This is a genomic window from Tenacibaculum ovolyticum DSM 18103, assembly GCF_000430545.1.
GTDB lineage: Bacteria > Bacteroidota > Bacteroidia > Flavobacteriales > Flavobacteriaceae > Polaribacter > Polaribacter ovolyticus.
Map to the genome: position 1 here is coordinate 37,597 of NZ_AUMF01000008.1, position 16,466 is coordinate 54,062.

Annotated in this window: 13 protein-coding genes; 6 read left to right on the forward strand and 7 right to left on the reverse strand. The window is 30.2% G+C overall.

Features of this window, described 5'->3' with window-relative positions; genetic code table 11:
- Positions 1-127 precede the first annotated feature (127 nt).
- A complete protein-coding gene (locus H518_RS0100165; protein ID WP_028887193.1) occupies positions 128-628 on the forward strand; it encodes a DUF456 domain-containing protein in 501 nt (166 codons plus the stop codon).
- A gap of 366 nt (positions 629-994) precedes the next feature.
- Positions 995-2,692, forward strand: coding sequence for a lysine--tRNA ligase (gene lysS / locus H518_RS0100175; protein WP_028887194.1), 1,698 nt, complete (start codon positions 995-997; stop codon positions 2,690-2,692).
- Between the two features lie 198 nt (positions 2,693-2,890).
- On the opposite strand, the gene H518_RS18895 is transcribed toward lysS, so the two are convergent.
- From H518_RS18895 to H518_RS0100190, 3 genes are all read right to left on the reverse strand, one after another.
- On the reverse strand, positions 2,891-3,964 hold the full coding sequence (locus tag H518_RS18895; protein ID WP_051263599.1) for a M12 family metallopeptidase: 1,074 nt from the start codon (positions 3,962-3,964) through the stop codon (positions 2,891-2,893).
- Between the two features lie 711 nt (positions 3,965-4,675).
- The gene (locus H518_RS18900) at positions 4,676-5,599 is read right to left on the reverse strand and encodes a M12 family metallopeptidase (protein ID WP_051263600.1); all 924 of its coding nucleotides are present in this window, start codon (positions 5,597-5,599) and stop codon (positions 4,676-4,678) included.
- A 565-nt stretch (positions 5,600-6,164) separates the two neighbouring features.
- Positions 6,165-6,959 (reverse strand): energy transducer TonB, encoded by a 795-nt coding sequence (locus tag H518_RS0100190; protein ID WP_155995095.1) that lies wholly within the window; start codon positions 6,957-6,959, stop codon positions 6,165-6,167.
- A 583-nt stretch (positions 6,960-7,542) separates the two neighbouring features.
- Here H518_RS0100190 and H518_RS0100195 point away from each other — a divergent pair.
- Both H518_RS0100195 and H518_RS0100200 read left to right on the forward strand, forming a co-directional pair.
- Entirely contained in the window at positions 7,543-8,622 is a 1,080-nt protein-coding gene (locus H518_RS0100195) for a DUF6688 domain-containing protein (RefSeq protein ID WP_028887196.1), read from the forward strand.
- On the forward strand, positions 8,619-9,047 hold the full coding sequence (locus tag H518_RS0100200) for a GNAT family N-acetyltransferase (protein ID WP_240472480.1): 429 nt from the start codon (positions 8,619-8,621) through the stop codon (positions 9,045-9,047). The genes H518_RS0100195 and H518_RS0100200 overlap by 4 nt, the downstream gene beginning before the upstream one ends.
- Before the next feature lie 79 nt (positions 9,048-9,126).
- Here the strand turns inward: H518_RS0100200 and H518_RS18905 are convergent, their stop codons facing one another.
- On the reverse strand, positions 9,127-11,163 hold the full coding sequence (locus tag H518_RS18905; RefSeq protein WP_081411125.1) for a YgiQ family radical SAM protein: 2,037 nt from the start codon (positions 11,161-11,163) through the stop codon (positions 9,127-9,129).
- A gap of 121 nt (positions 11,164-11,284) precedes the next feature.
- Between H518_RS18905 and H518_RS0100210 the strand changes: the two genes are divergently transcribed.
- Positions 11,285-13,144, forward strand: a complete 1,860-nt coding sequence (locus tag H518_RS0100210; protein WP_028887198.1) for a M61 family metallopeptidase — start codon at positions 11,285-11,287, stop codon at positions 13,142-13,144.
- A gap of 388 nt (positions 13,145-13,532) precedes the next feature.
- Entirely contained in the window at positions 13,533-14,465 is a 933-nt protein-coding gene (locus H518_RS0100215; protein WP_028887199.1) for a hypothetical protein, read from the forward strand.
- A gap of 69 nt (positions 14,466-14,534) precedes the next feature.
- Here the strand turns inward: H518_RS0100215 and H518_RS0100220 are convergent, their stop codons facing one another.
- The 3 genes from H518_RS0100220 to H518_RS0100230 all read right to left on the reverse strand — a co-directional run bounded on the left by H518_RS0100220 (position 14,535) and on the right by H518_RS0100230 (position 16,461).
- Positions 14,535-15,167: a MarC family protein gene (locus H518_RS0100220; RefSeq protein WP_028887200.1), complete on the reverse strand. Its 633-nt coding sequence runs from the start codon at positions 15,165-15,167 to the stop codon at positions 14,535-14,537.
- A 38-nt stretch (positions 15,168-15,205) separates the two neighbouring features.
- Positions 15,206-15,829, reverse strand: a complete 624-nt coding sequence (locus H518_RS18910; protein ID WP_043706285.1) for a DsbA family oxidoreductase — start codon at positions 15,827-15,829, stop codon at positions 15,206-15,208.
- Positions 15,830-15,921: 92 nt separating this feature from the next.
- A complete protein-coding gene (locus H518_RS0100230) occupies positions 15,922-16,461 on the reverse strand; it encodes an OsmC family protein (RefSeq protein ID WP_051263602.1) in 540 nt (179 codons plus the stop codon).
- Positions 16,462-16,466: the final 5 nt, after the last annotated feature.

Sequence of the window (16,466 nt, forward strand, 5' to 3'; positions counted from 1 at the left end):
TTTTCAAATATAACTAAAAAACTAGTTTAAACTAGTTTTTTAGTTATAAATAATTGTAACAAAGCTTTCACAACTTCGTCATATAGTTATAAAATCTAGGTTTTTTACAAAAAATTAATTTTAATCTATGGATATTCTTTTAACAATACTTGGCTTTATATTTGTTTGTTTAGGTATTATTGGGGCTTTTTTACCTGTATTACCTGGCCCAATTACTAGCTGGGTAGGTTTGCTATTACTTTATTTAACGAAAGCAATACCGCAAGATTGGACATTTTTAGGAATTACCTTAGCTATTGCAGTAGCTATCTTTTTTCTTGACTACATGATTCCTGCTATGGGAGCCAAACGTTTTGGAGGAACAAAATATGGTGTTTATGGCACAACTATTGGACTTATTATTGGCTTACTTTCTCCAATACCTTTCGGAATAATTATTGGTGCTTTTTTTGGTGCACTTATTGGTGAATTAATATATGATAGTAAAGATACTAACAGAGCTATTAAAGCTTCTTTTGGTGCGCTTTTAGGTTTTATTACTTCGGCAACCATTAAATTTTTGATTGCTGCTGTTTACTTCGTATTGTTTTTCACAACACTTTGGGAGTATAAAGATGCCCTTATTTAATATACAAAACTTACTAAATTAGTTTAGCCCTGATTGTAGCATTTGTTTGAGCTCCTCGCAGAGAGCAAGTGCGAAAAGCGGGATATAGCTTCATCAAAAAATCTTATACTTTTTAGGCATAAAAAAAAAGCGTCCCATCTCAGGGAAGCTTTCCATTGGTTAACAAAACCATGACACTATTTAAAGTGCCTAACAACACAACTAAATGCTACTTTAAAAAAAAGCAGCCTGCAAATATACAACCTTTTTTTATATCTTCAAGTTTTATTTTCATTTTAACATAAAACCTGTTCTTGTTATTTCATTGTTTAATTCTGCAATTGATTGTATCTTTACAGCTTCATTAAAAATTATAAAAAACAACCCATGCAATTATCAGAACAAGAAGTTGTACGTAGAGACAAATTAGGGAAATTACGTGAATTAGGTATTAATCCGTACCCTGCTGATTTATTCCCATTAGATTCAAATTCAAAAATTATAAAACAGGAGTTTGAAGAGGGTAAAAAGGTGATAATTGCAGGTAGATTAATGAGTCGTCGTATTCAGGGAAAAGCTTCTTTTGCTGAATTACAAGATAGTGATGGTCGTATACAAGTTTATTTTAACAGAGACGAAATTTGTACTGGTGAAGATAAAACTTTGTACAACGAAGTATATAAAAAATTATTAGATATTGGTGATTTCATTGGTATTGAGGGTGAATTATTTACTACTCAAGTTGGTGAAAAAACGGTAATGGTTAAAGATTTTAAATTATTAAGTAAGTCTTTAAAGCCACTACCTTTACCAAAGGTTGATGCTGAAGGAAACACTTTTGATGGATTTACAGATCCTGAGATGCGTTACCGTCAACGTTATGCCGATTTAGTGGTAAACCCACATGTTAAAGAAGTTTTTGTAAAGCGTACGAAGTTATTTACAGCAATGCGTAACTTTTTTAATGACGCTGGTTATTTTGAAGTTGAAACACCAATTTTACAGCCAATTCCTGGTGGTGCTGCGGCAAGACCGTTTATTTCTCACCACAATGCTTTAGATATTCCGTTATACATGCGTATTGCGAACGAATTATATTTAAAACGTTTAATTGTTGGTGGTTTTGATGGTGTTTATGAATTCTCTAAGAACTTTAGAAATGAAGGGATGGACAGAACTCATAATCCTGAGTTTACTGCTATGGAAATTTATGTAGCTTATAAAGACTACAATTGGATGATGGACTTTACTGAAAAGTTATTAGAACATTGTGCGATTGCTGTAAACGGGACAAGTAAAACGACTTTTGGTGAACACGAAGTTGATTTTAAAGCACCGTATGCAAGAGTTACTATGGCCGACTCTATAAAGCATTTTACTGGTTTTGACATTAATGGAAAATCTGAAAGCGAGCTTTTTGAGGCTGCTAGAGGTATGGGGATTGAAGTTGATGCTACCATGGGGAAAGGAAAGTTAATCGATGAAATGTTTGGTGAAAAATGTGAAGGTAATTACATTCAGCCTACTTTTATTACTGATTACCCGAAAGAAATGTCTCCTTTATGTAAAGAACACAGAGATAATCCTGAATTAACAGAACGTTTTGAGTTAATGGTTTGTGGTAAAGAAATTGCAAATGCTTATTCAGAATTAAACGACCCTATTGACCAACGTGAGCGTTTTGAAGCACAGCTTAAGTTAGCTGAGCGTGGTGATGATGAAGCTACTGAATTTATAGATCATGATTTTTTACGTGCTTTAGAGTACGGTATGCCTCCAACATCTGGTTTAGGTATTGGTATGGATCGCTTGGTTATGTATTTAACGAACAACCCATCTATTCAAGAAGTATTATTTTTCCCTCAAATGAGACCTGAGAAAAAAACTCCTTCTATTGAGTTAAATGATGATGAAAAAGCTGTTTTAGCGATTGTTGAGAAAGCAGAAAAAATTGACTTAAATAATTTAAAAACACAATCTGGTTTATCTAACAAAAAATGGGACAAAACCATTAAAGGTTTAACTAAAAATAAATTAGCTAAAGTTGAAAAAACTGAAGAAGGTTTATTTGTTGAGTTAGTATAACTATTTTCTTTAAATAAAATTAAAAGCAACCCTTTTTGGGGTTGCTTTTTTGTTTAATTATAAGTTTATTACTGAATAATGAAAACTAATATTTCTTGTACTGTTTAAATTCCATTAATAACTACACATACAAAATGCTCTGGAAATTAAACCAGAGCATTTTTTTATTCTAATACTTAAAACAAATTAGGTGTGTTCTTAATTACCACAAGCCCCAAGATTGTTCCATCCGTTAGATGTTCTTTGATATAAAGTTCCTTGAGAAGTTACTTTATCTCCTACAGAATAAGAAAAATTACTATTATATGGAGAAACACCATCACATATGTCAGCTGGAGCAGATGCACCACATGCACCAAGGTTAATCCATCCGCTAGATGTTCTTTGATATAAAGTTCCTTGAGAGGTTACTTTATCTCCTACAGAATAAGGAAAAGATCTACCTTTATATGGAGCTACACCATCACAAATATCACCAGTAGGAGGCGTTGTATCTGTTTTAGGATATACCTCAGCAATATACTCTTTATCTATTGCTGATAACTTGTTATTATTTCCTACAGAAAAATTATCAAGAGTATGCTCGTTTCTTACAGAATAGTGCATTATTGATTTAGGATCATATTGACTATAGTTTGTCGTGTTTTTATCAAGACGTCTAAATAAATTATAATCTACTTTTGCTTTATCCCAATAATTAGGTGCCCCTGCAAAGTATTTGTATACAGCTGGTTTATTCCAATTAATTCCAGCAACAGGATTTTGATGCTCATGGCTTAAACCAAGTGCATGCCCAAATTCATGAATTGTAGTACCTCTAAACCCGTAATCACTAGAGCCATTATCTTCATACCCTATATTCATAGATTGCCCAGAACCTTTAGACTGAGTTCCTAACCTAGACCAATGTCCTCCACGCGCGTCAAACTTAATTCTAATATCCGCAGAACTATTTGATGATACCCATTTAAATTTGATATTTGCATATTTTTCCCATTCTGAAGCGTATTCTTTTACCCTAGCTTGATAATTAGCACTTCCATTTAAAAAACTTACTGTAATAGTTTGCCCATTTTTCCAATGTAATGATGGAGTACTTACACCTCTTGCATTATCATCATTTGAATTTTTCATCTCAAATAAACACATACGAGCTTTTTCAGATGTAACAGGGTCTACTTCAATAACTTCTTCAGAATTACTTTCACAGTTGAAGAGTAAAAATGAAAGTGCTGTCATTAAAACTACTTTCATTAAATTTAATTTTTTCATAATTGATTATATAATTTAGTTAATAATTAGAAGGAGATAACAACTACTTTAATTCTTTATTGTGTTGTTATCTCTTTTTATTAACATTTATTAACCACTATACGTATTATTTTAACTAAAAAAGCAGGATTTACATAAAAAATAAGATTCGGAATTATTCTTAATAAAAATATTAATAATCAGTATTAGCCCTTTATTTTGAGCACCTTTTATTAAAATAAATAAACAAATATTACTTATAGTTCACACTTAACGACACATCAAATTGATTATTTTATAAAAAATAATTATTTTTAAAAACTTGCATCTTTTATGAAAAAATTACCTCAATATTTACTTTTTATTTATTGAGTTTGCATCATAATTAGCGGTATCCTATACTAACATTTTTAATTATAATCTCAAAGAGAAACAATGCAAATAAAAACCTATTAACCCCTTTAAAAATTGGCATTCATTATCTAAACATCTTCAAATAAAGAAAAATAATATTGTTGCCGTTAGTATTTGACTTATAACGTATAATAACACTTTGAACAGATATTCATTGATATTTACATAAATTTAATCCGAAATTCTTAAATAGATTCTATTTAATTCATCAGTTATAAAATCAAAAACTATAGATAAATGAGTAAATAAAAATACTCCGGAAATAAAACCAGAGTATTTTTTTGAAAAAAATTTTTAATCTAAAAAATAGGTTAGCTATTAATTAGTACAAGCCCCAAGATTAATCCAGTCATTACGTGTTCTTTTGAAGACATACCCTTTAAAGATTACTTTGTCTCCTACAGAATAAGAAATGTTACCATTATAGTTAGCAACTCCTTTACAAATGTTACCTCCTCCAGTATTAGCTCCACCAGGGTATACTTCTGAAATATACTCTTTATCAATTGTAGATAAGTAATTATTATTCCCTACAGAAAAACCATCAAGAGTATGGCTTGCATTTATAGGATAGTGCATTATTGATTTTGGATCATATTGACTATAATTCGATGAATTTTTATCAAGCGTTGCAAATATATTAGAATCTACCGTTGCTTTACTCCAATTATTAGGAGGCGCTGCATAATATTTATATACTACTGGTTTATTCCACTTAATTCCTGCGCTAGGGTTTCGGTGTTCATGATTTAAACCAAGTGCATGCCCGAATTCATGAATTGTAGTACTTCTAAACCCATAAGTACTAGAGCCATTATCTTCATACCCTAAATTCATAGAATGACCAAAATTCTCAGAATCAGTACCTAAATAAGACCAATGTCCTCCACGCGCGTCAAATTTAATCTTAATATCCGCCTGACTATTTCGTGATACCCATTGAAATTTAATATTTGCATATTTTTCCCATTCTGATGCGTATTCTTTCACCTTAGCTTGAAACCTAGTACTTCCGTTTAAAAATTTCACTCGAATCGTTTTACCGTTTACCCAATGCTTTGATGGAGTACTTACACCTCTTGCTTTATCTCCCTCTGCGTTCTTTACATCAGATAAACACATAGAAACTACCTCTGCAACAGGTTCAACTTCTAAAACTTCTTCAGAATTACTTTCACAGTTATAGAGTAAAAGCGAAACTGCTGTTGCTAAAACTAGTTTAGTTAAATTTAATTTTTTCATAATTTGTTATATATTTTAGTTAATAATCAGAAAGGATAACATCAATATTATTTTTTTATTATGTTAATTTCATTTTTTTTTAACAAATATTAATAACTATATATATTATTTTAACCAAAAAAATAACATATACTTAAAAAAAAGAAAAATATAATTATTCTTAATAAAATTATTAATAATCAGCATTAACAGCATTACCTCCTTATTATAACTACCTTTTATTAAAGTATATAAACAAATGTTACTTACAACTTACACTTAACAACATGTCAAATTGATTATTTTTTAAAGGGTAATTATTTTAAAAAAAATTCATCTTTTATGAAAAAACTACCTCAATATTTATTTATAACTCATTGATTTGTACACTTATTAGAATTATCAGTATAGAATTGTACTAGTAATTTCAATATTTCACATTTAATTACTAGTCCTTTTTGTTTGATTTTGATTTATTACTGATTAATTTAATTACCATTGGACATAAATAATTAAAGATCATCCTACTTAAAAAAACTCACTCACAACACAATAATAAAAAAGACCACTTCCACAAAACGATAAACTAACACCCATCATCTCCTATAACTAATTCAAATTGTTGCTTAACTTTTTCTCCTTCTGTGTTTTTTGCTGGTAACCATCTAGGCATCTCATATAGTAATTCCATTATTGAAGCATCCACAGATGTAACACCTGTAGATTTTGTAATATTCACCTCAGCAACCTTACCTTCTTCATTTACTATAAAAGAAGCCGTAGCGTTTTGCATTGGTTTAAATTGCCATTCTACTATTTCTTTACTACTGTTTTTAGTTAAATACTCTTTTAAAGTATTTTTATCACTAATAAAACTCGCTGAAACTTCTGGCACAACCGTTAACAATATATTTGTTTCATTAGTACTCGTATCATTTAATGAGTTTTTGCTTTTATATATAACTCTAACCAGTATATCATCGCCAGTATTTGCTTTTTTAAAGAGTCCTCTTTGTTTTTTATTTAAAGTAACATCCTTACCTAAAATTTTAATTTCACTATTCTTTGTTACTCTATATGTTTCTACTAAAACATACTCCCCTATCCAATTAGACGGGAAATGTGCTACGATATCTTCTAAGGTTTTAGCTTTACTTAATTTACTTTTTGTTATCGTTCTATTACTTGCTCCTCTCACAAAATAATTGAGTGCAACTTTAAGTTTATTTCCTAAAGGAACATTACTATTTAGAGCTACATATTTGCTACTAGAATTTGTAATAACTAAGCATTCTTTTTTTGCTTCACTTTTATTTATAAAACTTAAAACTATAAAGCTCCCTATAATTACTCCAATTCCTATAACTGCTAATTTTTTCATAAGTAAATGATTTAAATATTTATTAGATACCATAAAGGTACTCTGTAAGCTGTAACTCATTAAAAATGAAATGTAAAAAAAGTGCAAAAGAAGTGTCAACTCCACAAAACAATTTTAAAATCATTAAAAAACTAGTTTCAACTTCTATCACAACTGTTAGCTGTATGTTTATATCATTAATATATAAAATCATACATAATTCTAAATAATAATCGTCTTTATTGCTTACTATCAAAACTATCCATTACTATAAACTTCTTCGGACTTTATATTTTATCGACATTCTTTATTTTTATTACCATACCGTTGTCAATTACAATTACCTGTTCGTTTTTTATTATTTAAACTTTAATTGCATTACTTACTTTTTATCGACACAGATTGCAAATCACCGCTATCAAGTCGAATGCAGCGGTCTTGAAAACCGTTGTGCTACAAGATAACGAGGGCCCAAATACCTCTTTCTCCCCACAAAACAAGGTTTTATTACTTCTAAATTTAATTTTAAAAACATATTTTTTTTACTTTTTTTAATAACTTGGCTGATAGTTAAAACAAGCTGTTATTATAACTCCTTTATACTATGGAAATCTTATTTATTCTATTATTTTTTTTTATTATCTTTTTAATAATTAAAATGAAAGCAACAGCGTTTACAGTTGGTATTGCCATAATTCACCTAATTACCTTTATTCCTTTTATATTTTGTCTGCTAATTAGTGTAGAACACAATGTAGCAATAGACCCAATAGACGGAACAGGCTATACTCCTCTTGGACAAAAAAATATGATAACTGTTTTTGTCTTTTACACATTATATGTTATTTCTAAAATTTTAATTTGGAAAAAAAGCAAAACACTACCACCACTTACATGGGTTATTACAACTATTTTTGTAATTATTGGTATTGTTTTAAACCTTTTCATCATACTTCAAACATCCTATTCAAATGATATGTTCGAATTCAATTACGACCCAATTAATACCTCAACAAATCATAATACAATAACATTTTTTTTATTTTATCCTTTTATATCTAGTATTACTTCTATTTACGTATTGGCAAAAAGTTCTAATATTGTAGCTGATCATTTTAATGATTATCAATACAAAAACTCCATACTAAGTTATTTACATAATATACTCTTCAAAATAAAATCGTATCCTTTAATAATACTATTATTAATTTTTCCTGTTTTTTTTATAATAACCATCATTTTAATGCTATTCGGACAAGACTCTGATAGCATGATAAAAGTATTTACTGATACTACAACTTGGCGTTTTTCTCAACAATCACATCCCCCAGCATTAGACCATAAAGGACACTATTTATGTACTGTTGCAGCACGAGGAAACCCAACAATTGTAAAACCGATAAGAATAGGAAAAAGGCAAGGAAAGCCGATTATAATAAACAGACAACTAATGATTGCAAATGCTTTTGAAGATGTTATTCAAGTTAACTATCCAAAAACACATCACTTTATTCGTGAAAATTATGATACTTATGGCTATAATTTATCGAAAGTTATAAATACGCCTTTCAAATCTAATTTAATCTATATAATAATGAAACCTCTCGAATGGTTATTTATTATTTTCTTATATCTATTTTGCACTAAGCCAGAAGAATTAATCAAAAGACAATATAAGAATTGAAAAATACAGCAATAGAAATAAAACAAATTACCGCAACTGAAACACTTGAAATTCGACATAAAGTTATGTGGCCAAATAAACCACTAGCTTACGTTGAATTAGCAAATGATAAAAACGGAAAACATTTTGGCTTGTTTGTAAATGAAGAAATAACATCAATAGTTTCTTTATTTACAGAAAATAATGAAGCTCAATTTAGAAAATTTGCAACATTAATAGAATACCAAGGTTTTGGGTACGGAACAATATTACTAAACAAAGTAATCAACTTAATAGAAGAAGAAAAAATAGCACGGTTATGGTGTAATGCTCGAGTAGAAAAAGCAAAATTCTATGAGAGGTTCGGCTTAAAATTAACTGATAAAAAGTTTAATAAAGACGGAATTGATTATGTTATAATGGAAAGAATATTTACTTACAACTAATAGCAGGAATAACTTATTGCATTTAATCGAAACTTAGTAATTATCACAAACTAAGTTTCGATTATTTTTTTTTATAAAACTACCTTCTTCTCCTTCTTTTATTTTTAGGAGCGCTATATTTTTTAGTTTCTTTTGTTTCCGTTTTAGAGTTTCCGTTATTCTTATCTTCTTTCGTATTACTTTTAGAAGCTCTATAATTTTTATTCTTACGTTGGTTAAAAGGAACCGCATCATCAAAAGTATTTTTTGCTTCTGTTGCGTTCTTATTCTTTTTCCATGAATTGTTTTCTGGTAACAAGACTTTCAATAAATCTTTTCTTCCTACTTTATTAAGTGTATTACGAATCCAATCTTTATTTTCCTTCTTATACCAAAAGAAAAAACGATGTTGCTCTTCCTTTTCTTTGGCTGTTTTAGGTGTTTTTGTTGGTTTTAAAGTATATGGATGGTAACCACTATAATAAATTACCGTAGCAACCGTCATAGGTGTTGGTGTAAACCCTTGTACTTGCTCTAACTGAAAACCCATATCTTTTGTTTCAGCAGCTAAATTTGCCATATCTTCCTTCTCACAAGCTGGGTGATTAGATATAAAATAAGGTATTAGTTGAAGCTTTAGTTTTTTCTTTATATTAATACGATCAAACCTATCTTTAAACATATGAAAATATTTAAATGATGGTTTACGCATTAACTTTAAAACAGGATCAGATGTATGTTCTGGTGCTACTTTTAAACGTCCAGAAATATGATTTGTCATTACCTCTTCGGTATACGCATCTAATTCTTTAGGGTCAGCATTTTTATTAAATTCTGGCACCAACATATCATGTCGAATTCCACTACCAATAAACGATTTCTTTATTTTCGGATGCTTATCAACTGCTTGATATAATTCAGTTAAAGGCTTATGCGATGTATCTAAATTACTACATATTACAGGCGAAATACAAGACGGAGCAACACATTTATCACAGATAGATTGTATTTTACCTTTCATCTTATACATATTCGCAGAAGGCCCACCAATATCAGATAAATATCCTTTAAAATCATCCATTTCAGCAACCTTGTCTACTTCTCTTAAAACAGATTCTTGACTACGACTTGCTATAAATTTTCCTTGATGTGCAGAAATTGTACAAAAACTACACCCTCCAAAACATCCGCGGTGAATGTTAATAGAGAATTTTATCATTTCGAACGCAGGTATTGGCCCACGCTTATTATATTTAGGATGCGGTAAACGTGTAAAAGGTAAATCGAAAGACCCATCAATTTCCTTTTCAGTCATTGTAGGGTATGGCGGATTAATCATCAACTTCTTATCACCTACTTGCTGAAAAATTCGTCGTGCATTTAATTTATTCGACTCCTGCTCTATTACTTTAAAGTTAGAAGCAAATGTTTTTTTATCCTTTAAACAAGCTTCATGAGAATTAATTTCTATGTCTTCCCAATTCTTATTTTTAGGAACATTCTCTCCTTCTTCAACAAAAACAGCCGTTTGTTTAATTGTTTTTAAGCTCGAAAACGGAACTCCTTTTTGCAACAACTCTACAATTTCTCGTAAAGGCTGCTCTCCCATTCCGTATACCAACATATCTGCTTTAGATGTTTCTAAAATAGTTGGTAATAATTTATCTGACCAATAATCGTAATGTGTAACACGACGTAACGAAGCTTCAATACCACCAATTAAAACTGGAGTATCTGGAAACTTATCTTTTAATATTTTTGAATATACCGAAGTTGCATAATCAGGTCGAAACCCTTTATCTCCATTTGGTGTGTACGCATCTTTATCACGACGACGTTTACTTGCCGTATAATTACTCACCATCGGATCCATACAACCACCAGTAACCCCAAAAAACAAACGAGGTTTACCTAGTTTCTCAAAATCTTGTAAATTATCATTTACACTAGGTTGTGGTACAATTGCTATTCGCAACCCATAACTTTCTAGTATACGCCCTATTACTGCAGGACCAAATGATGGATGATCTACATATGCATCTCCACTAAAAAGAATTACATCTAATTCTTCCCATCCTCTTAACTTAACCTCCTTATTTGTAGTCGGTAACCAATCTGAAACTCGTCTTATTCTCATGCCGCTGCAAAGGTACAACGTTTTAGTTGATATTACGGTTCTTAAAATGGTGTTAAATAAGTAACAAAAAATGTAACATTTCGTCAATAATTAATACCTATGTAACAAATTAGAACTAATCATGAGAAAAATATTATTAGGAGTTGCTTCTTTAGCTTTATTAGCAAGCTGTGCTACCTACAAAACTGCTAAGAACACCAAACAAACTGTAGCAGTAGGAATTAATCTAAATACTGTTGTTAACGACAAAGTAATGGTTGAAGTTAATCCGCAAAAAATTAAAGAAGAAACCTTAGTATATAACATTCCTGCAATTGTACCAGGAACGTATGCAATGAGTAATTACGGAAAATTTGTTTCTGACTTTAAAGCTTTTGATTACAATGGTAAAGAATTAATTACTAAAAAGTTAAACGAAAATTCTTGGCAAATTAACAATGCAAAGAGTATGGATAAAATTTCTTATTGGATTGATGATACTTTCGATTCTAAGAAAGAGCATAAAATTTATGTAATGGCAGGTACAAATATCGAAGAAGGCAAAAACTTCTTATTAAACTTACCTGGTTTTATTGGGTATTTTAATGGTAAAAAAGAATTGCCTTATGAAATTTCTATAACGCACCCTACCAACTTATATGAAACCTCATCTTTAATTAATAGGAATACTACAAAAACTGACAATAGTAAAGATGTATTCTTAGCGCCTAGATATGATGAAATTTCTGACAATCCGATTATGTATGCGCCATTAAACAATGTAAACTTTACAGTAAACGGAATTGATGTTAATTTAGCAATCTATTCTCCAAACAACAAACATAAAGCAGCAGATTTAAAGGAAGCTTTAAAAACAATGATGACTGCGCAAACAAACTTTTTAAAAGGTTTTGAAACTACAAACGAGTACAACGTATTAGTATATTTATTTGACCCTGAAATTTATAAGTTTCAAGGATATGGTGCTTTAGAGCACAGATCATCTACAACTGTTGTGTATCCTGAAACAATGAGCAAAGAACAATTTGCTAGTAATATGATTAACGGAACGGTATCTCATGAGTTTTTTCACATCGTTTCACCACTATCTGTACATTCTGAAGAAATTCACTCGTTTGATTTTAACAAAGCAAACATGTCTGAACATTTATGGATGTACGAAGGAATGACTGAATATTTCGCTAATCTTTTTCAGGTAAATCAAGGATTAATTTCTGAAGATGAATTTGTTTCTGAAATGAACACTAAAATAGGATCTTCATTACGTTTTAACGATGCAATGTCTTTTACTAAAATGAGTAAAAACATTTTAGATCCTGAATATGCTAAGAACTATGGTAATGTTTATCAGAAAGGGGCATTAATAGGTATGTGTTTAGATATTATTTTAAGAGAAGAAAGTAAAGGTACTTACGGCGTAAGAAACATGATGTTAGATTTATCTAAAAAATACGGAAAAAACAAAGCTTTTAAAGATGAGAACATTATTGCTGAAATTGTAAAAATGACGTATCCTTCAGTTGGTGAATTCTTTAAAACTCATGTGCAAGGTGCTACACCAATTAATTATACTTCTTTTTTTAACAAGGTTGGTGTAAAGAGTAAAACAAAAACTGAAAAATCTGCTTATTTTATTGATGCTAAAGGACAACCTTTTATATCTGTAAATAGTGATAAAAAAATATTCTTTACCATAAAAACTAATTCCGCTTTAAAAGCTTTAGGAATTAAAGCAGGTGATATTTTAGAATCTGTAAATGGAGAAAAAACATCTTTAGCTAACATTCGTCCTATTATAGGAAAAACAATGCAGTGGAAAACTGGCGACAAAATAACTATGGAAGTTACTAGAGATGGTAAATTAGTAAAAGTAACAGGAGACTATGTACAACCAACTAGTGAAAGTACTGGTTTAGTAATAGAAGAATTACCTGTAACCAACCCTAAAGTAATCTTAAGAAATGCTTGGTTAAAAAATTAACTGAACTTTCATAAAATAAAAAAAGGCAACCATTTTGGTTGCCTTTTTTGTTTCTACCTCTCTCCTATTAAAATAACTTTACACTAAAAAACATTGTAATCTACAAACAGTAACCCCCGCTAACTTAATCATTAAAAACAAAGCTAACACACCGAATAATAATAGTTTACACTGTTAAAAAATCACTTTTATTCGAATTATTTTCGTTTTGCTATAAAAAAACGAAACTTAACAAAATGTTAACATGTCTTTTTACATAGCTTTACATTATAGTTAACTTATTTCTATGAATAGAAAGAAAATAGTTTTTCGTTTGATCACCGAAAAATTGAAATAATAAGAATAGGAGTTCTTATTATAATATTACTAACAAAAACTATTAATTATAATGAAACTTAACATAATTAAATCTTCAATTGTATTTACGACATTAGTAGTAACAATGTATTCTTGTCAAAAAAATGAAGAAACGATTCCGTCTGAAGCACAAAATTTAATATCAACAGAACATTTAAAAGAAGAAAACCTACTAGGTGCTGCTTCCGCCACTCCATTTAACACAGGCTATTATGGAGGTTACAAAACATACAAAATGCAATACGGACAGAGCTACATAGAATGGGCTATTCCTAATTTAAAATGGTTTTTTGGTGTAAATCCCACTGTTTATAATTGGCGCGGTGCAAATACCAATAATATGTTAGCATACTCTAATCCTAATCGAGTTTTTATTGGAGAAACTTGGTGGAATAGCATGTTATCAAACTACGATGCCTATGCAGCTAAATCAATTATTGCGCACGAGTTTGGTCATATATTACAGTACGATAACAACTGGTATTGGGCTAGTGGTAAAAACCAAGAAATTGGGGCTGACTTTTTCGCTGGCTATTGGTTAGCTAGTAATGCTGGGCAAAATATTACTTGGCAAGAAGCTTCAATCTCTTTTAGAAATTTTGGTGCTATCGGAAATGGAGTTTCTCATGGTTCTTCTACCGAAAGACAAGCCGCGGCTAAATTAGGATACTACACAGGTTTTTATGCCAATACTAAAGGTTTTTTAGGCTGGGATAAAGTGTATAAATTATTAGTTCGTTACTGGGGGTACATTGGTCAAGGTAGATATTGGTATGATGGTTCTGGTTATTACAGAACTAGTAAAAACAGTAAGACTAAAGAATTGTATAAAGATCTTTCTGATAAAGAAGCTGAATTTCTTGAATTTATGATGCATAATTTTAATGAAATTTTAGATATTAAAAACGGTAAAGCTTCAAAAAAGCAGTTTGCCAAATTTAATTTAAAGAAGGTTGTTAACTAATAACAACAAACACCTTTAAGAAAAGCTACCTAAATAGGTAGCTTTTTTATTTAAAAAGGTACTTATATATTATTTTAAAATATCGAGTATTATTGGTTTTAACCCTGCAAAAAAGAATTCTACTGCAATAACCATAACAATTAGTCCCATTAAACGCATCATAACATTAATACCTGTTTGCCCTAGTACTTTAATTATTTTTGAAGAACTATAAAGAATCAAATACGTTAAAAGCATCACTAAAAAAACAGCTATAATTAATGTGATTTTTTTTTCAATTGAATCTGCATCCTCCATCATAACAATTGCGTTTGTTAATGCTCCTGGTCCACAAATCATAGGTATTGCTAATGGTGTTATTGAAATATCATCTACATATGTTTTAACCTCAGCGCTATTCACTTTCACTTTACCTAATCGTGCTTGTAACATATCCATTCCCATTAAGAAAAAAATAACACCACCAACAATTCTAAAACTATGAACTGAAATGCCAAAAAAACTGAATAATAACTGACCTGAATAAGCAAAAACAACAATGGTAATAAATGAAACAACTGACGCTTTTTTAGCCGTTTTCGTTCTATGATGACTATCTAACTCCGCCGTCATTGTCATAAAAATCGGCATGGTTCCAAAGGGATTTATTAATGTAAAAAAGGAAGTGAAACTTAACACTCCAAAAGCTATAAAATCTGCCATTCGTTTTTAATTTTCATGTTATTAACAAAACCTTACTCCTAATATGTTTTCTTAATCATTTCTAAGAAAGTTTCTTCAGATTGAGCCCCAGAAAGTGCTTGCTTATTGTTAAACACAAAAAAAGGAACTCCCGATACGCCTACTTCTTTTGCTAACTCTTGATCTTCACGTATACTAACCTCTAAACTCTTGTCGCTCAATTTATCTTCCAAATTTTCTTTTGAAAAACCTAAATTTTCTCCTATTTGTAATAAAACATTAGCATCATCAATATTCTCACCATCCGTAAAATAAGCTTTCAATAATAATTCTTTTGCTTCGTTTTGCTTATTAATTGTTTTAGCAACATGCACTAATTTGTGTGCTTTAAAAGAATTAGCTACTATAATCTCATTTAAATTAAAAGTGATACCTACTTCTTTAGCCATTCTTGTTGCATTAGAAAACAAATCTGTCATTTGCTGCCTACTAGCTCCTTTACTCACATAATAATCTATTGTATTCATTTTGGTATTCGTTTCTAATCTAGGATCTAACTCAAAACTTTTCCATTCCACCACAACTTCATCTTTGTGGTTAAATTGTGATATTGCGTTTTCTAATTTTCTTTTTGCGATATAACAAAAAGGACATCTTATATCTGACCAAACTGTAATTGTCATATTTGTATTATTTAGTAATTATTAATATTATTGAAGTAATTAAGGGGCTCACAGTGTGAGCCCCTTGGTAATTAATTATGTATGATTATAGGTTACATAATATTTAAAGTAGCTATCATCTTCACTTTATTAGCCATCGTTGCATAATTAGGTGAAAACTTAATTACCTCATCTGCGGCTTCTTGATACTGTGCTTCTGTACCGTTTCCTTTTACAGTAAATACATACTCAATAGCATCAAAACCTACAGGAGATGTTTCATTAACACCTAAGAAACCTTGTAAATCTAATCCTGATTTAATATCTAAAGTAACAGACTCTAATTCAATATTTTTCATTGAACACATTGCTACGAAAGTTACCATCATACATCCAGAAAGTCCTCCCAATACATAATCTTGTGGTGTTGGTGCTGAGTGTGCTCCTAATAATTGCGCTGGTTCATCAATAGTAAATGAAAAATCATGAGGAATCGTTTCATCTCCTAAAGCAAGATTGTTTGTTTTAACACCTACCTTAGTACCTCCCATCCAAGTAGCTTTAATACCACCATTGTACATTCCGTTTTTTGCATCTTGTTCTACAGTTGCCTTGTAAGCTCCTAGCGCTTCTAAATTTAATCCGTTAATCATACTAC